This is a genomic window from Streptomyces hokutonensis (assembly GCF_042751305.1).
Taxonomy (GTDB): Bacteria; Actinomycetota; Actinomycetes; order Streptomycetales; family Streptomycetaceae; genus Streptomyces; species Streptomyces hokutonensis_A.
Genome location: NZ_JBHYWD010000038.1, coordinates 53839 through 77436 on the forward strand (window position 1 = coordinate 53839; position 23598 = coordinate 77436).

Below are 23598 nucleotides of genomic sequence, written 5' to 3' on the forward strand. Positions count from 1 at the left end.
GGGACGGGCGGTCTGGAGGTGCGTCCGCCCGGGGAACGGAATCGAGGTATGCGCATGTGCGGGTCTCCCGAAAGGGGAACTTCCTGGGCGCGGCTCGCCCAGGGGGTCTGTCAGCCGACGGCCTCCGCGGCCTCGGCGCGCCTCAGCTCATGGGCCTCGGCGAGGAGCAGGTAACTGCTGGCGGTCCAGGTGTAAGCGCGGTCGCGCAGGCCCGCGCCGGTGAGTGCGTCGAAGTTCTCGGCGAACCCCGAGGTCTCGCACAGCGCCCGGAATCGGCTGCTGATCTCGTCGGCGAGACGGTCGTGTCCTGCACGGCGCAGGCCGTCCTCGATCAGGACGGTGGACGGGGCCCAGATCGGTCCGCGCCAGTAGCCGTCGTCCAAGTAGTGCGGTGAGGTGGGCAGTTCGGTGGCGAGGCCGTGCGCGGTGAGGTGGGCCCCGATGCGTTCGGCCAGCGCGTCGCCGATGTCCTCGGGCAGGTGCTCGCCGAGCACGACGGGCATCAGGTCGAGCAGGCTGGAGCTGGTCCAGGTGGCCCCGCCGTGTGCCGAGCGGGCGACGAACCGGTCGCCGGTCCACAGCTCGTCGAACAGCGCAGCCTGCGTCGCGTCGGCCGTCCGCGTCCACTTGCGCGTGTCGTCCGGAAGCCCCAACTCGGCCGCCAGCAGCGCGAGTTCGCGCAGTTGGAGGATGAGGAAGGCGGCCAGGTCGGCGCTGACGATCACGCGTTCGGGGTCGAAGGTGGTGGCGTTGTCCCAGCCGCTGTCGTTGCCGTGCTGGTAGTGCGGGAGGGCGGAGCCGGGTGCGCGGCGCATGGTCAGCCAGAACTCCGTCCAGCGGGCCAGCCGGTCGTAGACCTCGGTCAACTCGGCCTCGCCGAGCGGCTCTTGCAGCCGTCGGCGCAGGTGTCGGAGGGCCCAGCCGTGGATGGGGGGCTTGACGAAGTTGTAGAGGATCTCGGAGTGGGTCACCGAGTCGGGCAGCGCGCCGGTCTCGTCCTGGTGGTCGAAGGGCAGTGAGAACTGGTCCAGAGCGAGCCCCGGCGAACCGGGGGCCAGGGCAAGGGCGTTGAAGCAGTGGTCCCAGCTCCACACCTTGTCCATCCAGTGCTTCGACATCAGCACGGCGGGCCGGGTGACCAGTCCGGCCGGGCGTACGGTCGCGGACCACACCACGTACGCGGCGAGTTCGGCGGCCGGGGTGTCCGGCGAGCGCCAGGGCGCCACCCTGTCGGCGAAGGCCTCGAAGGAGCGCCGGACGGCGGTGACCACCTCGTCGAAGGTCGTCGGGGAAGCGTACGGGGGCCGCGCCGTGTCGAGTTCTTCCACGGCGGCCTCCCAGACACCGTCGGCACCCGCGCCGATCGTGACACCGCGACCGGCACGGCCCAGCGTCTGAGCACCGGCGATGTCGGTCACGCCGCCGGACAGGACGGTGATCCGGTAGCGCCGTCCGGTCTCATAGGAGGTGAAGACGTGCGCGTCGGCCACGGGGTCGTGGAAGAAGTACGTGCCGCTGAACGGAGTCAACTCCCCCGCCACCGCTTTGACTTGCAATCCGAGACCGGTACCGCGCAGCCGCACGGTGTCCGGCGACTCGTAGGCGAGGTCGACGCGCCCGCCGTCACCGGTCCAGCTGAGCAGAGCCGGTGTCGCCTGCACGCGAACCCTGGCCCGCTCCCCTGTCACCGGGTCGAGGGGGACGATGCCCAGGACGGCGTGCATGCCGTTCTGGTGCGAGACGAGATGGAGGTCCTCGGCGCGGGTCTTCTCCGCGAGCACGGGAGAGATACCGAACCAGGATCCGTACGTGCTGAACGGGATGTCGTGGACGGAGAAGGCCGGGCCGGAGCAGGCGACGGTCATGGAGGTGTGACTCGTTTCTCAACAGGGTTTCTACGGCAGGAAAGTGACGAGCCGTCAGTCCTTGACGGCACCGGCCGTCACGCCGGCGGCGACAAAGCGCTGGGCGAGGACGAGGATCACCGCGGCGGGCAATGAGGCCACGACAGCGGTGGCCATGATGGCGTTCCACTGCTGGTTGTTGTTGCCGATGTAGTGGTAGATGCCGAGGGTGATCGGCTCGTGCGCGCCGCCGTTGGCGAGGGTGCTGGCGAAGACGAAGTCGGACCAGGACCACAGGAAGGCGAACAGCGACACGGTGACGACGGCGTTGCGGCTCATGGGCAGCACGATCGACCAGAAGGTGCGTACGGGCCCGGCGCCGTCCGTCTTCGCGGCCTGGAGCAGTTCGCCGGGGATGCCGGACATGAACGCGGTGAAGATCAGTACGGCGAACGGGACGGCCAGTGTGGAGTCGGCGACGATCAGGCCGGGGACCGACTGGAGCAGGCCGAGGCTGAGGTAGATGGCGTAGAAGCCCATCGCCATGATGATGCCGGGGATCATCTGGGCGACCAGGAAGAGGAAGCTGAGCACGCCGCCACCGCGGGGGCGGAGCTTGGCGAGCGCGTAGCCCGCGGGTGCCGCCAGTGCCACGGTGACGACGACTGTGCCGAGGCCGATGACGAGGCTGGTGCCGAGGTAGGGCAACTGCTGGTCCAGGACGGCCCGGTAGCCCGCCAGGGTGCCGTGCAGGGGGATCAGGTCCGGTGGGCTCTTGCGCATGTCCTGGTCGCGGGTGAAGGACACGTTGAGCATCCAGTAGACCGGGAAGAGCATCACCGCGGTGAACAGGACGCCGATGGCCGTCTGCCGCCAGGTGCGGTTGGTGCGTCGGTTCATGACCGTGCCGTTCATGACAGTGCCTGCTTCCGCTGGACCCGGACGTAGACCAGGCCGAACACCAGGGCGGCGACCACCAGGAGGTTTCCTACGGCCGCTCCGGGGCCGAAGGCCGGCAGCAGGTTGCCGAAGCCGAGCTGGTAGGACCAGGTGGCGAAGGTGGTGGAGGAGTCGGCCGGGCCGCCCTTGGTCATGATCCAGATGATGTCGAAGACCTTGAGGGTGTAGACGAGGCCGAGGAGGAGGGTGATCGCGGACACCGGGCGCAGCAGCGGGAAGGTGATCCGCCAGAACCGCTGCCAGGCGTTCGCCCCGTCGAGAGCCGCGGCCTCGTAGAGGCTCGCGGGGATGGACTGGAGGCCGCTGTGGAGGACCACCAGGTTGAACGGGACGCCGATCCAGATGTTCGCGATGATCACCGAGGCCAGCGACCAGCCCGGTGCGGTCAGCCAGTTGACCGGTCCGATGCTGACGGCGTGCAGGACGGCGTTGACGACACCGGAGTCGCTGTTGAGCATCCACGACCAGGTGGACGCCGACACGATCAGCGGCAACAGCCACGGCACCAGGAAGAGTGCCCGCAGCGTCGCGGAGAGCCGGAAGCGCTGGTTGAAGAAGACCGCGAGGGCCAGACCGATGGCGTACTGGAAGACCAGGCACACGGTGGTGAAGACCACGGTGTGCAGCAGGGCCGGGGCGAAGGTCGGATCGTCCAGCACCGTGCGGTAGTTGGCGAAGCCGGTGAAGGGTGCGTCGCCCTGGACGAAGGACCGGACCGTGTAGTTGCGCAGGCTCAGGTCGATGTTGCGGTAGAGGGGATAGGCGTAGAAGAGGACGAGGTAGAGGGTCACCGGGGTGAGGAAGCCCCAGGCGGCCCACTGTTGGGAGGTGGGGCGACGCCGTGCCCGGGGCGGTGCGGTGGGGGCCGCACCGCTGTGGTGGTGCACGGGCCGCCGTTGTGGCACTTGGGTCATGTGAATCATCAACTGGCCCTGGTCTCCGGTTATTTGACGGCCGACTGGGCGGCGGACAGCGCGTCCTTCGGCGACTTCGAACCGCTCAGCGCGGACTGGACCGCCTTCCACAACTGCTCCGAGATCCTCGGGTACTTGGTGCCCAGGTCGTCACTGGTGCGCCCCTTGGCCGCCTTGACCGCGTCGACCCAGGGCCTCAACTCGGCGTTCGCCGCGACCTGTTTGTCCTGAACCTCGGTGGTGGGTGCCACGTACGACAGCGTGGTGTCGGTGTTGAGGAGGTTGTCGGTGCTGGTCAGGCAGGTGACGATCTTCTGGGACGTCGCGTAGCGGTCGGTCTGGCCCTGGACCGGGACAGTGACGAACTCGCCGCCCGTCGGGGCCGCCGCGTTGCCGCCGTCAGTGGCCGGAACGGGGACGACTCCGTACTCGAAGCCGGCCTTCTTCGCGTTGGCCAGCTGCCAGGTGCCGTTCTCGCTGAACGCGTAGTCGCCGGTCGCGAACTCCTGCCAGCTGGTCGTCTGGGTGTTGTTGAGGACCGAGTTGGGGGCGTAGCCGTCCTTCAGCCAGCCCTGCCACAGCGTCAGCGCGGAGACCGCCTTGTCGGAGTCGAGCGTGGTGAGTTGGGCGCCCGATCCCCAATACCAGGGCAGGAACTGGAAGGTGCCCTCCTCCGTGCCGATCGCGGAGAACGTGATGCCCTTCTTGCCGGCCTTCTTGACCTTCGCGAGCGCGGCGGTCAGCGACTTCCAGTCCTTGACCGAGGCGATGTCCACACCGGCCTGCTTCAGCACCGCCTTGTTGTAGTACAGGGCGAGGGTGTTGGCGCCGATCGGCATGCCGTACGTCTTGCCGCCCGCCTGTCCGGCGGCGAGGAGGTTGGGGTTCACCTTCGAGGTGTCCAGCTTGTTGTCCGCAGTCGTGGTGAGGACGCCTGCCTCGGCCAGGGTCGACACCACCGGGTTGTCGACGATGAGGACGTCGGCGGAGTTGTCCTGCTGGGCGGCCAGCAGCGCCTTGTTCGCCAGGTCACTGGTGTCGAACGCGGTCCGCTTGATCTTCACCCCGGCCTTCGTGCCGCACGCGTCGAGCAGCTTCGCCCACGCGGAGGTCTTGTCGAACTGCGGGTACGGGTCCCAGATCGTGTAGGTACCGCTGTCCGCGGCCTTGGTGCCGGTGCTGCCCGAACCGGAGGAACAGGCGGTGGCGGTGCCGGCCACGGCGAGGACCGTCACGGTTGCGGCGGTGAGGCGAAGTCGTCTGAGGGAGCTGTGCATCGCGCGTTCCTTCGTTTTTGGCACGGGAGTGCCGAGGGAGGGTGACGAGGGGGGAAGCGGGCATGCCGAACAGCCACGGAGAGGGGGGTACGCCCGTGAACCGCGATCAGGAAGTGGTGTCGGGGGTCGAGGTCAGCGCGCCTCGGTGGCCGGCGTGCCGGTGCCGGGCCCGGTGCTGGCACGGAGCGAGATCGGCGGTGCAAGGAGGTGGTGTCGGGGTGTCGCGTCGGGGCGGTCGATCCGCTCGACGAGGAGGTCGACGGCGTGTCGGCCCATCTCCTCCGCCGGGACATCCGCCGCCGTGAGCTGCGGAGTCACCGTCTCCGCCCACCGGCCGGCCACGACTCCCGTGACGGAGAAGTCGCGCGGTACATGACGGCCGGCCTGGGCCAGTCCGCGGTAGAGGCCGCCGAGCGCGGCCTCGTTGAGGGTGACCAGGGCCGTGGTGGCCGGGTCGTCGTGCAGGATCTGTTCCAGGCACGCCTGGCCGGATGCCGCGTCGTCCCCGCAGCAGTACGTCCGCACGGTCAGTCCCCTCTCGGCCGCGGCCTTCGTGAAGCCGTCGAGGCCGTGATGGGCCGACTCGTATCCGGCCCGCAGCAACTGCTCTGGACGGTTGACGAAGGCGACCCTGCGGTGGCCGAGGTCCGCGAGGTGGTGCACGCACGCCGCCGCGAGCGCGGTGTGGTCCAGGCCGACCCACCAGGTTCCCTCGGGATGTGCGGTACGGCCGATGGCGACGGAGGGGAAGCCGAGGGCTGCCAGGTGATCGACCCGGTCGTCCTCCAGCCTGATCTCCATCAGGATGGCGCCGTCGACCCGCCGCTCCCCCAGCATCCGCTGAAACGAGCGGTCGCTGTCGACGCCGCTGGGTGACAGCAGCACGTCGTAGTCGTGGGCCGCGGCGGCCTCCACCACACTGCCGATGAAGTCGAGCTGCATTCCGGTGTAGTGGTTGCCGGCCGGCGGGAAGACCAGGCCGATCGTGCTGGTCCGGCCGTTGGCCAGCGCGCGCGCACTGGCGTTGGGCCGGTATCCCAGCTCGTCGATGACGTCCTGGATCTTCCGCCGGGTTTCCTCCGACACAGGGCGCTTGCCGCTCAGCGCGACGGACACGGTGCTCCGCGAGACACCGGCCCGCCGGGCGATCTCACCAATGTTCACGGGCACTCCTTGGACGGGTCGAACCGGTTCGAAGGCTCCGAGCCTCGGAACCAGTCGTCGAACCGGTTCGCGTGAAGTGAAGGTAGGAACAAGCCAGGCACCTGTCAACACTTCGGACCGCAGTTTCCGCAAAGACCCTGTAACCCGCCGCGCATGTCGCAGGTTCCCTATGTCGGGGGGATTGCTGGCCGGTTTCCTCGGTGCTAGCTTCGCCGAACCGGTTCGACTCCCTTCACCCCACCACCCGCACGCCACGGCTGCCCTCTTGGCCGGCGGTAGTACTCACCCTGGCGGCCGTTGGCCCGACCGGGGCTGAAAAAGAGGCGTGGGGCAACCGGCACCGTGGCCCCTCAAGGATGAGGACGTAATCCATGCCATCCGCTCACAGATCCCGCCGCCGAGTCTCGGCCGCCGCAGCCCTGGCGGTCGGCGTGGGCCTGCTGACCGCACCGCCGGTCCCCGCGCAGGCGGCCGAGGCGCCCCAGCCCGCCGCCCGCTACACCTTCGACCAGGACGACCTCGCCTCGGGGAAGATCACCGACAGCTCCGGAAACGGTCTGACGGCGAGCCTGGTGAACGGCGACACCGCCCAGTCCGTCGCGGGTTCCGAAGGAGGCAAGGCACTCGCGCTGCCCGGCGGGGCGCCCACCTCGAACGGCGCGTATGTCCGCCTTCCTCGCGAAGTGCTCGGCGACGCAACCGACTTGACGGTCTCGGCCCGCGTGAAGTGGAGCAGTGACACATCGCCCTGGCAGCGGATCTTCGATCTGGGGACCGACAACACGAAGTACCTCTTCACCACCCCGTCCAACAACGGCGGGGTGCTGCAGACCTCGGTGACCACCGGCGGAGGCGGCGCGGAGGCACAGGTCCGCGGCTACGCGAAGCTTCCTGCGGACCAGTGGCGGACCGTCACCGTCACCCTCGACAGCACGGCCGGCCGGGTCACCACCTACCTCGACGGCGTGGCGGTCTCCTCCGCCGAGACCGGCGTCAAGGCGAAGGAGTTGCTGGACGGCTCGGCGACGTCCGCCGGTTACCTAGGCAAGTCCTTCTACCCCGACCCACTGCTCAAGGGCGCGATCGACGACTTCACCGTGTGGCACACGGCGCTCAGCGCCGACCAGGTGGCCGGCACGGTCGGTAGCCTTCCCACCCTCCAGGAGATCTCGCAGACGTCCTTCGAGGTCCGTACGACGACGGGAACCGCCCCGTCCCTCCCGGCCGCCGTCCGCGCCTCCTTCTCCGACGGCTACGACCGCGACACGCCCATCACCTGGGACGCCGTACCGTCCGACGAATACGCCCGGCCCGGCACCTTCACCGTGGCCGGAACCGCGTCCGGTCGCGTGGTGAAGGCGACCGTCACCGTGGTTCGAGAGGGACAGCTCACCGTCGACCTCGGCTCGGACACCGGCGCGTTCCACGGCGGCGCCTCCGGCACTCTCTACGGGGTGTACGGACCGGACGTACCCACCAACAACCTCATCGAGGGCATGGGCCTGCGCACGGTCTCCACCAAGGCTCAAGACGGCCCGCAGCACCCCGGTGCCGACGCGCTGGACGTGGTCGGACCGCTGGCCGACTCCACCGACGGTGACGTGTACATCTACATGACGGACATCCACCGCGGCTTCCCCTACCAGTGGCCGGGCGACACCCCCGCGGAGAAGCTGAAGCTCTACATGGAGAAGATCGCCAAGCAGGTCGACCAGGTCCTGCGGTTGCCGCACGAGTACCAGGACAACATCGTCTTCGTGCCGTTCAACGAGCCCGAGGGCAACATGTTCGGCACCGGCGAGTGGAGCTACGACAAGGTCAGTTGGCTCGCCGACCCGGACGCCTACTTCGCCGCCTGGGACGACGCCTACAAGCTCATCAAGGGCAAGATGCCCGACGCCCGCATCGCCGGCCCCAACACCAGCGTCCTGTACGACCAGGTGAAGGGCTTCCTCACGCACGCGCTGGCCGCCGGCACCCTCCCGGACGTCATCACCTGGCACGAGCTGAGCCACCCGGAGGCGGTGCGCGAGAGTGTCGCCACCTACCGGGCGTGGGAGAAGGAGCTGTTCAAGGGCACCTCCCGTGAGGGCACACAGCTCCCGGTCAACATCAACGAGTACGCCTTCAACTACCACACATCGGTCCCCGGCCAGATGATCCAGTGGGTGTCCGCGATCGAGGAGTCCAAGGTGGACGCCGACATCGCCTATTGGAACATCGACGGCAACCTCTCCGACTCCGCGGTGCAGTCCAACCGCGGCAACGGCCAGTGGTGGCTGCTGAACTCGTACGCCTCGATGAGCGGGCACACCGTGAAGGTGACCCCGCCGTTCCCCGGCGAGAACTACACCATGCAGGGCGTCGGTACGCTCGACCGGACGAAGAAACAGGCCCGGCTGATCTTCGGCGGCTCCACCGGCAAGGGCCACATCACCTTCGGCAACGTCCCGAAGAGGCTTTTCGGGGACCGCGTGCACGCATGGGTGCGGGAGATCGAGTGGACCGGGCAGGTGGGCGACTCGCAGGGCCCGAGGTTGCTCACCGAGCAGAACCTGAAGGTCGCTGACGACGGCACGGTCGTCGTCGACTTCGGCGACGGCGCACTGCCGAAGCTGAAGGAGTCCTCGGCGTACGAGATCGTCCTCAGCCCTGCCGGAAAGGCGAAGGGGGCGCAGTCGCCGCCCGTACGCTGGCAGGGTTCGTACGAGGCGGAGGACGCCGCCCACACCGGGGCCGGCTACTCCAAGAACGGCCCCGAGGGCTCGCCCGGCGACGTGTCGAAGTTCTACACCTCCGGCGGCTACGACGTGGGCGGCCTGCGCACCGGATCGGACGTCACCCTCGACACCACCGTGGACGTGCCGCAGGACGGTACCTACGATCTGAGCGTCTTCGCCAACTCCCTCAACACCTTCGACAAGGTGAAGGAGCAGGGCCAGACCAACGTCTTCCTGCGAGTGGACGGCAAGGCCGACAGTGAGCAGGAGCTGTATCTGCCGCTGGGCTACAAGTGGGTGGTGTGGGACCACACCGATACCGAGGTGAAGCTCACCAAGGGCAAGCACACCCTGACACTCGCGGCGAAGAGCCTCGACGGAAAGCGCGCCACCAAGGGCGACGCCATCGTCGACCGGCTCACCTTGTCCTTGCCGGCCGCTTCGACCGACACACAGGTGTACGAGGGCGAGCTGGCCTGGCTTTCCGATGGCGCGCGTCCCGTCTACAACCTGCCGAAACAGGCCGGCACCCCGGCCACCGGTTCGGGCGCCGTCCAGCTCAAGAAGGGCCAGACCGCCACGTTCTGGGTCTACTCCCCCACCGACCGCGAAGCCACCCTCGGCGTCAACACCCTCGGCGCCGCGAACGCCCGCCTCTCCGTCAACGGGCACGACGTCCTGCGGGTGGCCAACGGCAAGCACAGCATCGCGGTCTCCCTCTCGGGCGGCGTCAACAAGGTGACGGTGACCGGGGGTTCGTACACCACTCTCGTCGACCGCCTCACCGTCACCCCCACCGAGGGTGCGCTCCCGGCACGCACGTACGAGGCACAGGACGCGAAGCTCGCGGGTTCGGCCACGCTCACCCCGCTCTCCCTGGCCACCGACGGCACAGCGATCACCGGCATCGGAGGCGAGCCAGGCAACGGCAACACCGCGACATTCACCGTCACCGCCGACCGGACCGGGCTGTACGCACTGCGCATCCGCTACTCCAACCCCGAGCAGGCCGAGGCCACGCACTACAACCCCGATCCGCTCGCCCGCCACGCCGACATCAGCGTCAACGGAGGCGAGACACGGCGCGTCAGCTTCCCGCACAGCTTCCACCAGAACAACTTCTGGGAGCTGACCGTCCCCGTCCACCTGAGGAAGGGACAGAGCACGATCACCTTCCGCTCCGAGGAACTGCCGAACTTCGACGGCACCACCTACGCCTCGGACACCTTCCCCGACGTACCCCTGCGCTCCCGCTACGCACCGCTGATCGACCGGATCACCCTCGCGCCCTACGCACGGGAGGCGCGATGAGGTAAAACCCACCGCCGCAGGTCCTGCGGACGGGGGTTGAGGTTGCGTTGGTTCGAGTCCGAGCCGCGTTCCTGGTAGAAGGCGACCGGTCAGCACAGCGACCTGCCTCAGCCCCCGTACCGCACACGGGCCAGCACCCTGGCCTGGCGGAACAAGTCCTCTATTTTCCCTGGCCACGACACCAAGGGTGATGTACCACCAGCAGACGAAGAACCTTCTTTGTTCTTACAGCCCTCAGAAGCTTGGCTTCTTCTAGGGCCTCAAGTGGGTTGCCTGGAGGCACTGTTGCACTCCAGGCAACCCGTCGCAGAGAATACCCACTGTGATCGATTAATTCCTTAAGGCTACATTCTGGCGCCTCAAGAGATTCCTGCCGGACCATTCGCGGACCAACAAAGCTCCGACGGACACGATCCATCAGCCACAAGCGCAGCAGTCCGTCGATACCGGGATGCTGCGCCGAACAGTGGGCGGTGCCGTGGACGAGGCGGGCATGGCGAGGGTGACACAGCGGTGCCAGATGCCCAGTCTCCGACTTGGGCTATCGTCCAGTCTGGCCATGCCCTTGCCGGACCAGAAGGTCTCCTCGACCGTCCAGCTGCGTCCGGCGACCTGCACCAGGCTGGACAACGCACCCGGATCGCCGAGCAGCAGCGCCAGAAGGCGAGTTCGCCAGCACGCCAGTTGAGACGGACAAGCAGTTGATGGTGTCCGAGCCGATCTTCAGCGATGCCCGCCAGGACCCAGGGGCTGCACGCCCACCGTGTCCGCGCCCTTCTTCAGGTCGCCGGCCTCATCCACGATCAGCACCGCGTGCCCGTGGCGTAGGCGCTCGACCACTAAGCCGCGGATGTTGTCACATACCACGTCGGTATCCCACGTAGCCCTCGACATCAAGTGCCACAGACCGTACAGGTGGCGCCCCCGGCCCGTTCGGTGAGCGTCCAGCAGCTTTCGCGCGGCAACTCCGACAGCAGACCGAGCCCGAACGCCCGTGCCCGACGCCGGGGTTCCACCCAGACGAACCGTCCCGTGACCCGGCCCATCAGGACCTCGAACGCCGCCTGCCAGCGGGCAGGATCTACGCTGTGGCCCGCGGCCACCGTCTGATCCTCTGACTTCACACACCGATGATCACCGCTGGCCGCGCCTGTTCCTGGACCGGCCCACAAGTACGATCACTCGCGTATGGAACGCTGCCCGCCCCAGCCGGTTGCGGCCACCACCTCCCGCGCGATGGCGATGACAGGCCGCAGGTCCGTCATCACCCGCACCGTCCCTGCGGTGGCCCGCTGGTCCAGGAGCCGTCCTGTACAGACACTGCCTGCCAGCTCCTTTCCCAGCTCCGAGCCGATTTCCCGCCCCACCAGCCGCTCACGAGCAGTCCCGTCGGAGGTGGTGAGCAGAACCCGCGTCATCCGCACGTTCGCCCCCACGCCGCGCTCAAACATGCCCGTCGCCTGAGGCAGCACACTCACCGTGTTCGTATAGATCAGACGACGGCAGCCGAGCCGCGCGTAGTTCTCCCATACCGCCGTCAGATTCCTCTCAGCGATCTCCCGGCGGTGGGGGTCCCCCTCTGGTGCCGGATGCACCTGCCCCATGAAGTCGCCCTCGATGACCGCATGAGGGACCGCCACAGCGCGCAGCAATGCCGAAACCTCCCAGCCCACCGTCGTCTTGCCGACACCGGCCCGCCCGCCCGCCGATGAGCAGTACTTCCGCGTGATCCATGGCGGCAGCGTGCCAGTTGGCGACCGCCTCACGCGATCCCAAATCGCCCCGCCCTCAGAACCTCACCCGACACCAAGATCGCGATCTACGGCTGGAGCACTAGCTTGATCTTTAACGTCTGGGTCGTTGGTCAGCCGTTGAACGGGGTCGAGGTGATCTCAGGCCGCGTGGGACCATCTCGGCATGCGCCTGGTAGCTGACGGAGCCACGCCGACCTCACGGTTGGTACTGGCGAAGGACTTCGAGACTGACGACGGATTCGCCTTCGTGCTGGCGAGTCCGTTCTTCCTGGCCGCCAGTGATCGAGTCGCTTTCGAAGACGGCAGGCCTGTTGTCGTGCGGGCCAGTGGAGAGCGACTGTCACCGGCCGGCGACTGGTCAACGCGTTGCGGACCCGGATCTCTGCGCTGCCGGTAGAAGGTGCTCCTCGAACCGCGTGTCGTTGCCAAGGGCCCACCGAGCTGGCCGAGTTCGAGGACATCCAGTACTTGGGCACGAGGCAGGCGGAGGGCCTCGGCCTGAAATCAGGGCATCGTGAAGAAGATCTTCAGAGCCCTCACACGCGCTTCGCCCTCCAGGCCAGCCAATAGCCGCAGGATGATGGGGCCAACCTGTTCCGGCTCGGTGAGCTGCCTCACTGTGCTCACCAAACGCTGTACGACTTCCTTCAGGAGGTCCGTGTCCGGAGCGAACGTCCGGACCTCTTGCTGTGCTTCGTCAAGGAAAGCTGGAAGAACTGATCCGCCGCCCAGTTCGAACAGTGTCCAGGCCACGATCGCGCCAGCAACGGCAGGCACGGTCCGCGGAGCGGCGACCAGACACAGCCCTCGCAACGCAGCGATGCCCCAGCGCGCGACTCTTTGGGGGTCTTTCTCGGGTAGCAACCGGATCAAGTCTGTGTACGTGCGCCAACCGTCCGGCAGCGGCTGCCAAGTCGAAGGACGTGAGAAAAGGAAGGCGGCGTAACCGTGCGGATTCCACTGCTCATTGCGGGCGATCGCGATCAAGCGATTGCGCACGGGCAATTCGGCCACGGGTAGTTCCATGAGCTGGCGATAGGACTGCTCAAGAGCCTCTTCTGGAAGCACCCCGTCCTGGACGAGGACTTCCAACAGATGCAAGCTGCCGAAGGCAGATACCCCTTGATTGCGGGCAAGAGCACGCAAGGCGGCGTCATCTGCGAGCAGGCTGACCCCGCGCTCTCGCGCCAGGCGGATCGGCGCGCTCCAGACGCCGTGCCTCTCGTCGTGGTGATCGGGAGGTGCATCGGGCAGGACATCACACGCGTCGACGGCAGCGGCCAGGGCATGGGCTCGATCACTCCACGACCCGGTGACTTCCTCGGAGTACTCAGTGAACGAGGGCTGCTCAGTTCGCGAATCCCATCCGAGCCAACCGGAGCTGCGCATAGCCAACGTAGAACGGGCCTGCAGGATGTCATCGCGTTGGGAGGCGGCGACAAGGAGTTGCTCGAAGTGGGCCGTCAACCGCGTCGCCGGTTCCAGCGCGATCGGAGAGAAGAACAATGCCGAGGTGTCCACAACTACGGAGGTATCAAGCGCGCGACGGGCCGCAGCGGTCTCCTCGGCGTTGGTGCCCTTGTCGGGATCACGGATCACGTAGCAGCCCATGGCGTTACGGATCAGAGTGTCCGTGTAACTGCGCCCGAGGGCAGCAGCACAAGCGCTGATCGGAAGCTGTCCGGCAACGGTCGCGCGCTGCATCTGACGCACGGCGTCCGACATTGGTGACAAGCGGGCCCGGAGAAATTCCTGAAGGCCTTCAAGCGCATCGTCGATCGGGACCTGTTCGATCAGCTTGCTGTCGGGGAAGTGTTCGAAGAAGTGCTGCTGCAATTGGCGAGCTCGGGTCAGCGAGCCGTAGTTGTGTTGCTCCCCCGTCGGCGTCACGAAGGCGGTCATCACCGCAGTGGCGACCAGTTCTTCGTCGTCCGGGAAAGCCTGCGCCGCCTGGGTAGCTGCGGTCAGGACCTCCGCCTGCGTGATCTGGGTTCCGTCGGCCCTGCTGGTGAGGCCGCCTTCACCGACCAACGGCGCGATCGTGCGCAGCACGGAGGCGATCAGCCTCGCTTGGGACCGGCTCTGTGGTTCGAGGCGCGGCTCGGCCCTGATTGCCTCGTAGGCATCTTGCATCCGGCGACGCTGATATAGGGCGTGTGCCTGGGCCCACCGGTATTTGATCAAGCTGTCATCCCGATTTGGGTCGCTCTCGGCGATCTCCTCGTCGGCGCTGAGCCGGCGCGTCTGCTCCAGGACCGCATCCCAGTCCTCTCCACGGGACGCTGCCTCGACAAGGAGTTCGCGGGCTGTTCGGCGACGTGCGGCATCGGCGCTGGCGGCGAGGCTGGACGCCAGACGCTTTGCGTCGTCCTCGCTTCCGATGGTGAGTGCCAAATGCGCCGCATCGAGAAGGTGTCGTTCATCGTCGTGGCGCAGGGCGAAGCGCTCCATAGCCTTGACTGCGTCTGCAGTCTTGCCCTGCTGCATGAGCGCCTTGACTCGGATCTGGAGCGCCGCATCGGAGTCGGGATAGCGGCGGGCGAGGATCTGGGCTTGGGTGACGTTGCCCAGAGACAGCAACGACTGCGCGCGGACCAAGTCGGCGCTCTCCGGTTCGCGCGCGTCGAGCTCGGACAGCTCTTCCTCGTCGAGGGTCGCAACAAGCGACAACCCGATCAGGGCTCGGAATCGTTGATCACCATGAGTGCCAGAGGTGGTCTCCTCAAGCACGCCGCGGAACTCGGCGGCTGCCTCGGGATGGGTGTCCTTCCTTGCGGTGAGTGTGAGCGCGGTCACCAGCCTCCGCTCAACTGGGTCAGCGATCTTCTCAGCGAGCTCAAGCGCCAAGTGGATGTCTCCAACTTGCGCGGCCAGCCCAGCTGCTGCTTCAACGACGGGGTTCGACGTCGCCTCGACGCCCCCAGCGGTGCCTGCGGGTGGTGGCATGAGCATGCGCAAGGCGCCGCGAGTGTCGCCTCTTAGGCCCCGCGCCTGCGCTGCGAGAACGAGTGCATCGGCGGTAGGGCCACCCCAGTCCCGCCGACGATCACGCGCGACGAGCGCGAGATCCTCCGCACGGGTCAGCGCGACATCTCGGTCGAAACCTGAGATTCGGCTGACAGAATTGATTCCCTTCACACAGAGCGCTCTCGCCAGTTCCAGCGCCACTCCGGAGGCTCTTGGCCCGGTCAGAGCAGCGACCGACGACGCGCCCGCTGGGTTGCGACGGTACGGCGAGAACCCACCTTCGATGTTTTCCAAGAGGATCAGAGCGGCGTCGATCTGGCCAGGATTCGTACGGAGGAGTACAGCCGCCGCCAGTGTGGCGATCAGCCTGGTGGACTCGAAGAAGGCCGGATAGAGGTCGGCGAACTCCTCGACGAACGCCATGAACTCACCATCCGGCTGATGATGTGCCGGCTCGTCGCCAAGAAGGGCCAGAGCTGGCCTCGGCAACGGCAGTTCGAGCGTTCCCTCCACCGCCAACAACGCAGGCGCCACCGCAGTGATGTCAGGGGCGAGACCGACGCGATAGAGCTCCCACAGCGGTCTGCCAGCGGGCTCGGCTGCTTCTGCTCGATCCAGCAGTTCGTTGCTCTTCTCTCGGTCCCCGTCGCGCGCGGCGGCGACTGCGCCTTCGCAATACAGGTACGCCGACAGGAGGTCTCCCTGCCAACGCTGCGCGGCCTGCTCGAAGAACCAAGACGCGGCAGGATGCTCATGTGCGCTGGCGAACTCGGCAACCAGAACCCACAGAGCCTTGCTGCCCTCACTGCGGAACTCCTGAGGTGGCCGGTGTTTGAAGCGGCTCAGCCACGTGGCCGGCTGACTGCCCAACTCCACCAACTTCTTGAGGACCGCAGTCGCGCGTACCCCCACCAGTGGCTCGGCCCACTCGTAGGCGAGCGCCACCTGCGGAGCGACGCGCAGCAACAGATGGACTGGCGACAGACCAGCGGAAGACGGTGGCCTGACAGCCGGCAGCATTGGGGCCGCCGGCCTCGGCAGATCTTCCGGTTCGGCTCTGCGTAGCAGGGCAAACGCGAAGGCCGCGGCGTGGTGGGCCGCCCGCGGCTGCCACTCACGATCCGCGTTGGGAGTCTTGTTCTCGACGCAGTCGGAGATCCCGCGTACGGCGAGCGCGGGCAAGCCGTCCTTGTGGGCGGCCTCGTAGAGTCCTAGTGACTCCATGTCCACCGCCGCCACGTCGTTGAGTTGCGTGCGCACCTTGTCCATGAGCGCCGAGCGGCCGTCGCTGTGCACGACGGCGCCCGCGGCGATCGCCTTGATCTCGACCAGTGGCGCGGTTCCACGGATGTTGAGAGCCTGGCCGGCGGTCAACTCGGATACCCAGTCGTTGCGCCGCACGTTCTTGGCGAGATGTACAACACCGTGGGCAGCGAGGTAGGACAACGGCCTCGTCAGATGGACCGACCCTTGCTCCTCGTCCCAGGCGTCCTTGCCGCTGTGCAAGTCGTAGACCCGGTCGGCGACTACCACGTCTCCGTGAACCAGGTCATCCGGCTTGACCGAGGCTGCAACGCCCACGAAAAGCACCAGGTGAGGATCGAGCGCCGTGATCGCCGTGCCGACCTCGGCAGCAGTGCCGATGTTGCCCGCGCCCAACTCCGCTACGTGCACGCTCCAATCGACATGGTCGCCGGGGAAGTCCCCCACCTCGAAGCGCGTCGTTCGCACACGGTCGGACCGCCGGTCGGGCAGATGGGAGACCACTGCCTCGTACTCGAGCTGCAGCGCAGTGAAGATCACCGCTCTCAGAGTGAGGCGCACCTTGTCGTCGCCTCTCTCTCCTTCCGCCGCCCCGGAGGACTCGCGAAGCCAGTTGCGCATCATCTGGCTGCTCAAATCGATACGCCACAACTTTGAGCGGCCTTCGGTGCTTGCGACCACGAAGCCGGCCCTCTGAAGCACTTGAAGCGTGGACGTCGCAGTGGTGGGCGCGACGTGAAGCGCACGAGCCAAGGCGCGACCGCTTACCGGAGCGCTAGAACCAGCAAGCGCCTCCAGCGCGTGGAACGCGGTCTCGCCCAGCAACGTGCGCAGTTGGTCAGCGGTCGAAGTCACCGCTCTACGGTAGCAGCATGTCCAGCACTTCTGGACATGCCTGTTACACAACCTCCCCTAACCTCCCCGCTCCCGCCCTCCCTTCGATGAGCAGCAATGCGGAGCGTTCCATCAAATCGGCTCCCCCGTTCGGACTTGGCGAGCGCATAACAGCGGGTGGGCCCATCGTCGGGGCCCGGCATGCTGTCACTGTCAGCGGGTGGACAGGAACTGCCACTGCGGACTCGACGTGATCAAGTCGTCCAGTTGCCACCCCGTTGCCAGCGTCGGAACAGGTCATAGACACGGTCCCAGGGCCCATACCGTTCGGGCACATCCCGTCACGGCGCTCCGGTCCGGGTCCGCCACCTTATGCCGTCGACCAACTGGCGACGCGTCCACGTCGGTGGCCGGCCTGCCTTCCTGCCCTGCGGCAGCAACGGCTTCAGCCGGGCCCACTGGCCGTCTGTCAGATCACCACGCCCCACGGCCCGTGATCATCCACTTTCGCACCACGCCCTAGCTGTATTGACCCGCGGCGTTGTTTACACGGCTGATGGGTGGCTGGCCCATCCCGGTGCGTATCCAAACCCAGCACCACCTCCCCCGCAAGGGGCGGGCCCGCGGAACCGACGCCGTACTGGGCACGGTCGAACTGGACATGCCCGTCCCGTTCCTCCTTTCCGGTCCGATGACGGGTCGCCTTGCCGGCACCGGGCCGCGTCAGACGATCAGAATCGTGAGGTCCGGGTAGGCGATATGTCGGCCGGTGTGACCGGTGCAATCGTCTCCGACGCGACCTAACGTGTGATCGCCTGTGGCCGACGTGCTGCTCTGGTGATGGCCTTCGGTACAGGAAGTCGTCCTGATGACGGCAGACCCCGGATTGCCGTCCGCGCGAACCATGAGCCGGCTCACTGCACAGGCGAGCAGTCATACAGGTGGCTGCTGGGCCAGGCCCAGTGCTGTCAGCAAACGTGCGAGGGGGCCGTCGGCCGCGTACCGCACTTCGGACACCTTCACGGTCTTACGCCCGTCCGTCTCTGTGATCACCTCCACCTTCTTCTCCACGGCACGTCCCTTGCGGTGATACTCGCGAATCAGCAGTGCGGCGGCCAGCGTCACGGCACCCAACTCCGCGATGAACATGCTCTGCCCTGCCTGACCGACCGCATCCACGAACAGGGGAGCCGTGTCCGGACGGTCTTCCAGTGTCCGAAGCATCGCAAGCCGCAAAAGTTCGGCGCGCTCGGAATCCGCTGCCAGCTTGTCGACCGCCTCCTTGACGCGCGCGCCTTCGTCCGGGTCTGCGAAGCTCGCCTGCCAGAGATCCGCGACTTCGTCTTCGAGGTCGACATCGAGTGCGCCCAGGAGATACGTCCGTGCCGCCTCGTCGAGCGCCTTGCCGCCGAGACGCCCGAGTGTCGTGCGGGCTTGGGTCACGTCGATGTCATCCATCATGGCTCCTCAGATCGTTGGGTTCACGGGGCCCGAGTGACCGTGCAGCACGAAGGCGTCGGCCACCCGGGGAGGCACGGAGTCCCGTAACGAGCTACGCGTTCGCTCCAGTTGGAGCGCCAGAGGCAGTACCGGCTCTGCCAGACAGCGCGCGAGCAATTCGTTGACGACGAGCTGGGCGGGGCCGACAGCGACCGGCCATAGCGGCGCCACGAACGCCAGGACCCCGGATGTGAGGAAGGCGCGCGCGAGTCCGGTCTGCTCCCCTCCGAGGGTGACGCCGGAGCTGCCGCTCATACAAGCCGTTGAGAGCACGGCACGGCAGCGGCTGCGAGTGTGGGCTACGTCGGTCCAGTCGTACAGGTAACGAGGGCCGTAATCGGGCCGGTTGAGCACATCTGGCAGCGACGGGGGTGTCTGTTGGCCGTCGGAGAGGAGGAGCCCGAAACGGCCGCGGGCGCGTTCGGCCACGCCGTGGCAACTGAGCTTGAGCCAAGTCGACTTCTTGACGAGCTCGGCGACAGCGGCCCGTGTGGCAGCCGTGCCCGAGGCCACCTCGTACGGAGCCCCGTACTCCGTGCACAGGGCCCGCAGCCTCTCGCCCCCTTCGGTCAGCGTGGTCACGAACGGCTCGAAGTCACCGTGGGACCAGCAGCAGACCTCCCCGACCGCGTCGGCCTGCCGGACGGCCGCGGTCGCCTCGTGGGCGAGGGAAACCGCGACGGCCAGGCTTGGGCTCAGGGCCATAGCACGGTCCGGCATGGCCATGTGGACCGGTATGCCGACCATCGGGGCGGACGGCACGACCGTCAGCGGTGCGACCGGGTCGATCGGAAGCCGTACGAGTGCATCTGCCATCGCATCGCGGAATGCACGGAACCGGGCAACACCTTCGAGGACGTCACGGGAGTCCAGCGCCAGTGTCCGGTTCAGGCGCCCCGCGATGCGCTCCCCGAGCCGGTGGACGAGCTCGGTGCGCAGCGGCTTTCCGCGGTGCACGGTGGTGCCGTCCCCGACGACTACCAGGAGCGGCACCTGGGCCTCTCCGCCGTCGATCCACTGCAGAACCTGCAATGAGGTTCCCTCCGGCGCGCACACATCGCGGCCGACCGGCAGATGCTCGCGCGCGATCTGCAGGGAGAGCTGGAGCGACGAACCAAGGTCCGCGACCGTGCTGAGTGTGCGGTCGTGACGGGGCTCCTCGGGAGCGGCGGTGAGCCGGAGACCGAGGTGGCGGACGTCGGCGAGCGTGTCGGCGAGGGTCACGGTGGTGGAATCCACCGTCGCCGCATCGGCGAACTCCGTCATGAACGTGGCAGCCTGCTCGACATGGCGGCCGACGTCGTCCCACCGCGCATCGTCGATGGCCATCTCGGCCGCCGTGGTCGCGGCGTGCAGGCCGAGGAGCGGATGGCGGAGGGTGGCGAGCGCGGTTTCGACCGTGTCCCGGGCCAGTGCGGTGTCGCCAGCCAGACGCACTGCTGCCGCCCAGGTGAGCGCAAACTCCGGATCGTGTGTAGCGCGCGCCGGTAGGCCGAATCGGCGCGCGAGCTCGACCGTCTTCGAGCTCAACTCCGGGCTGGGCTCGGCGCACCGCAGTGCGGCGACCGCGCCGGCGCCGAGCGTGAGCAGATGCAGGCGCGCCGAGACGAAGGGGCTCGTGCGTATTGCGTCGAGCAGCGGCGGGGTCTTCTCTTCCCGGCCCAGGTTGAGGGCGTTGGTCTGCCACGCTGCCATGAAGCGTGTCAACTGGTCGTCGAGCGGCTCTGCTTGTGCGAGTTCGGCTGCTTCGTCGAGTACAGCCTGTGCTTCCTGCCACTGACCGTTACGCTGGAACGCCAGCCCGAGGGCAAAGAGTGCATCGAACCGCTTGCGTCCGTCGAGGCCGTCGAGAAGTTCCCGGATCTCCGCGATCGCTCGTGGCAGGTGTCCGGCCTCCCGCAGTGCTCGTGCGCGGTTGAGGCGGAACAACCGGACGTCGTCATCGTGCCCTTGCCCTTCGATCGTCACGAGCGCTTCGTCGTACGCCGTCAGCGCCGCTTGTGTGTCGAGTAACGCGAGCAGGGCGTTTCCGCGGGCATTGAGCAGGCTTGCGCGGCCTGTTGCGGCCGCGTGCGGATCGAGGGCATCCCAGTCGAGCGCTTTTTCCACGTCGCCGATTAGCGAGAGAGCCTGACGTGGCTCCCCGCTGTCCGTCAGCCGCTTGGCAAGTGTCCGCGCAGTCGGCAGCACCATGTTCAGCCGTGCGGGCTCGAGTCGATCGAGCAGCAGGGGCACCAGCGAGACCGCGTCGTCGATCGGTGCGGAGTCCGCAGTTTGTGCGAATGCCTCGGCGACTGCCTGGGGATCACTTCCGCGCTCGGAGGCCACGGCGAAGGTGGTGTCGACATATTCGGCGATGTTCTCCATGGGCCCATGGATGCGCAGCCGGTCGCCGTATCGCCGTAGCACCTCGACGCCGTGGCCCAGTGCGGAGGCGATCGCCACCATCTCCTTGACCTGTTCCTCATCGTCAATCGACGACCGTCTGGCGAGGATGGCGCGCAGGATGTCCTCGGTGTCCACCAGCCCGCGCCACATGGTGGGATCGTCGTGCACCTTCACGCCTCGACGGATGGCCGCCACGAGGCCCTCGGCCAGTTCCCGGCGACGCGGGGAGCGCCGCTCGCCCGCGGCGGCCCCGAGGGCAGCGTCGATCACGACAGGATCCGCGGGTTCCTTGCCGCTCCGCGCCACCAGCGCGATGGTGTGCAGCACGCGCTCGTCCTCGAAACAGGCGGGCACAAAGTGCTCTTCGACAGCGGCGTACGGGTCAAATCCCGCGAGCGGCGTCCCGGCGAAGACCTCGAAGAAGCCGATGGTGAGCTGGAATCGGCGCGTCTCCTCGAGCCGGGACCGAGCCTCGTCCTGTGTCACGCCATCCGAGAGCTCGGTGAAGACCAGGACTCCGGGGCGCCCGACCAACGCGAGCGCGGCATGGTAGGCGCGATCACGTGGCCCAACCGGCGCCAACGGCGGCAGGCCGTCTCCGGGTGTGCCGCGGACGATTTCCGCCAGCGTGTCCAGGCGAACACGGCCCAGGGCCGACATCCCGACGGCTTCCCGGAACTCCGCCATGTCATGGACGACTTCCGCTCTCCAACCCTCCGGAAGACTCGGGAGCACGGCGTGGAGCAGGTGGCCCAGGTCCTCGTCGGACGAGTCGGTCGGCGGTCGAAGCAGAACTAGCTCGGCAGGCGCGATCGACACGATGTAGATGCACTCGACACGCACATTGTCACGCAGACACTGTGGACACACGCCGAAGCGCGATGCCCCGGTGATCACATGCTCGATGTCGTCGAAATCTTTCGGGAAGCCGGCCAGAACGACCTCAAATCCCCCTGCCTGAACGTCGAACGCGCAATGCGGGCACGCCAGCGTGCCATCTTCCCCCATGTACCGACGGTACTGCCGAACTACGGCAGTGGGGAGTGTTTCATCCCGAAGCGTCCATGACCGTCCGTGCGACGCGGGAGTCGGCCCCTGCACCAGCACGAACCCCAGCCCGACGCCCTGCTACTCGACTGTGCCTTCTCAACTTCCCGAACCCGGCACTGGAGGAGGAGACAACGGCGGAGATGCGCGCGCTGCCTTCGCTCCTGCGGTTCACCACCGAGTCGATCGAGCGCATGGTGCACAACTACATCGGACAACTGACCGATCTTCCCGCGGCCGCCATGCCCCGTGCGGCGAAGCTGGACGGCCTCCCGCGACTGGCATCGTCTCGCCATGTACGACGATTGAGACTGCCCGGCGACCTGCTCGCCCGCCAACTGGAGGGGTCCGGCATGCGTAACCGGGCGTAAGCGGCGCTCGGCATGCCCCACGGGCACCCCCGCCGAGGCCCTTCGCTGAAGGAAGCAAACCGCACGTTCGACCCTTTCTGGGCCGTACCCACCCGGCTGACCGGCCGCCGCTGAAAAGGGCCCTGCTGCTTCGAGCTCCGAAAACTGAGGCTGGCCCGGGTTTTCACTTCGGGCGAGCTAACGATCTCGATGGATGCAAAAAGGACCCGTGTCAGCGGGCGCCTGGTCGTCATCGCAGATAGATACGGTTCTGCCCATAGGGAAGAGTGGGGCGGGTGGGACTCGAACCCACGGCCGACGGATTATGAGTCCTTTGAGGATCTTGGCGACCCTTATCGATCATTGCTCATCTTGGCCGTTTTCCCAGGTCAGGTAGGGTTTGACGCCTCAGTCCTTCTCGGCCCTTGCCAGTCTTTTCCGATCCTTGTGTCCAACCTGCGTCCAGAACGCGTCCCGGATGGGCACGCGCACCCGGTTCACTGAACCTCTACCCAGCTGAGGAGAGGGTCCCGAAACCAGGCGCAGCGGATTTTCTTTCCAACGCGCAGCGACTCAAGAGTGGCTGGATCAGCCCCAAGTACGCGGGGCCGACATCAGAGCCGAGCAGTCCCACGACGGATTGCCGGAGCTATCCCATAGCCGAGGGGCCGACTTGAGGTCGGCGTACTGCTGGACACCGGAGTGAAGCTATCCCCGCGTCAACGGGGCCAGCTCCTTGACTGGAACGAACCCAGTCCATTTTGGGGAGTTATCACCGCGCGGGTGGAGCCGACGAGACCATCACTCACTTCGAACACCGCATCACGGAGCTATCCCCTCCCACGCGGGAATAGCTCCCCGCCCGTCGTCACCGTCACTGCGCGCACGTAGTGGGCCCCGTGCACGCGGGGATAGCTCTCACTCCCAGGCGAACACGATCAAGGCCTACGAGTCGGCCTCGCGTTATCATCCGAGATTCAAGTGAATCTGTCCCGAACCAGCTGCGGACCAAACGGCGTACCGTTTGAAGCGCTTCCGATTGGGGCGTCCAACGCAGCCGGCCAGAGCGATTACTACCGAGTTTGATTGATTGATGCCAGGCGGCCCTACCCACAGTCGACCCGCGCGCCTTGCGCGGTCTGAAGCGCGGTGGCCATGCCTCCGTGATCGCCGGTACCATTCTCGCCCCGGCCTCGCAACCGGTCTTAGCTTGTTCTTTTTCTTCCGGTCTCGAACGACGTCTCGAACGGGGTCACTCACCAGGGAGTTTGCCGGACGTGGGGGCGGCCTTCGTCTGATCCTGTG

At 67.0% G+C, this 23598-nt stretch carries 11 protein-coding genes and 2 pseudogenes; 2 read left to right on the forward strand and 11 right to left on the reverse strand.

The features are described 5' to 3' along the window. Positions 1–110: 110 nt before the first annotated feature. The 5 genes from ACFXC1_RS48995 to ACFXC1_RS49015 all read right to left on the reverse strand — a co-directional run bounded on the left by ACFXC1_RS48995 (position 111) and on the right by ACFXC1_RS49015 (position 6159). Positions 111–1865: an amylo-alpha-1,6-glucosidase gene (locus tag ACFXC1_RS48995; protein ID WP_381256358.1), complete on the reverse strand. Its 1755-nt coding sequence runs from the start codon at positions 1863–1865 to the stop codon at positions 111–113. A gap of 54 nt (positions 1866–1919) precedes the next feature. Then, positions 1920–2744, reverse strand: coding sequence for a carbohydrate ABC transporter permease (locus ACFXC1_RS49000; protein ID WP_381256386.1), 825 nt, complete (start codon positions 2742–2744; stop codon positions 1920–1922). An 11-nt stretch (positions 2745–2755) separates the two neighbouring features. Then, complete coding sequence (locus tag ACFXC1_RS49005; protein ID WP_381256361.1) at positions 2756–3727, reverse strand: carbohydrate ABC transporter permease; 972 nt, start codon at positions 3725–3727, stop codon at positions 2756–2758. Positions 3728–3747: 20 nt separating this feature from the next. Further along, a complete protein-coding gene (locus tag ACFXC1_RS49010) occupies positions 3748–4995 on the reverse strand; it encodes a sugar ABC transporter substrate-binding protein (protein WP_381256364.1) in 1248 nt (415 codons plus the stop codon). Positions 4996–5127: 132 nt separating this feature from the next. Further along, positions 5128–6159, reverse strand: coding sequence for a LacI family DNA-binding transcriptional regulator (locus tag ACFXC1_RS49015; RefSeq protein ID WP_381256366.1), 1032 nt, complete (start codon positions 6157–6159; stop codon positions 5128–5130). Between the two features lie 371 nt (positions 6160–6530). Between ACFXC1_RS49015 and ACFXC1_RS49020 the strand changes: the two genes are divergently transcribed. Then, a complete protein-coding gene (locus tag ACFXC1_RS49020) occupies positions 6531–10190 on the forward strand; it encodes a LamG-like jellyroll fold domain-containing protein (RefSeq protein ID WP_381256369.1) in 3660 nt (1219 codons plus the stop codon). Positions 10191–10940: 750 nt separating this feature from the next. Here ACFXC1_RS49020 and ACFXC1_RS51270 read toward each other — a convergent pair. The 6 genes and pseudogenes from ACFXC1_RS51270 to ACFXC1_RS49055 form a co-directional block, all read right to left on the reverse strand. Next, positions 10941–11293, reverse strand: a pseudogene (locus ACFXC1_RS51270) (transposase); the annotation flags it as partial. A 75-nt stretch (positions 11294–11368) separates the two neighbouring features. Then, positions 11369–11924 (reverse strand): annotated as a pseudogene (locus ACFXC1_RS49035) (hypothetical protein). Between the two features lie 524 nt (positions 11925–12448). Beyond that, positions 12449–17029 carry a phosphorylase family protein gene (locus ACFXC1_RS49040; protein ID WP_381256372.1) on the reverse strand — a complete coding sequence of 1527 codons (4581 nt, stop codon included), beginning with the start codon at positions 17027–17029 and terminating at the stop codon, positions 12449–12451. A gap of 320 nt (positions 17030–17349) precedes the next feature. Then, entirely contained in the window at positions 17350–17496 is a 147-nt protein-coding gene (locus ACFXC1_RS49045; RefSeq protein ID WP_381256373.1) for a transposase, read from the reverse strand. A gap of 445 nt (positions 17497–17941) precedes the next feature. Next, positions 17942–18466: a hypothetical protein gene (locus ACFXC1_RS49050; RefSeq protein ID WP_381256375.1), complete on the reverse strand. Its 525-nt coding sequence runs from the start codon at positions 18464–18466 to the stop codon at positions 17942–17944. Between the two features lie 9 nt (positions 18467–18475). Then, a complete protein-coding gene (locus ACFXC1_RS49055; protein WP_381256378.1) occupies positions 18476–21904 on the reverse strand; it encodes a CHAT domain-containing protein in 3429 nt (1142 codons plus the stop codon). 182 nt (positions 21905–22086) lie between these two features. Between ACFXC1_RS49055 and ACFXC1_RS49060 the strand changes: the two genes are divergently transcribed. Next, complete coding sequence (locus tag ACFXC1_RS49060) at positions 22087–22314, forward strand: hypothetical protein (RefSeq protein WP_381256381.1); 228 nt, start codon at positions 22087–22089, stop codon at positions 22312–22314. Positions 22315–23598 lie beyond the last annotated feature (1284 nt).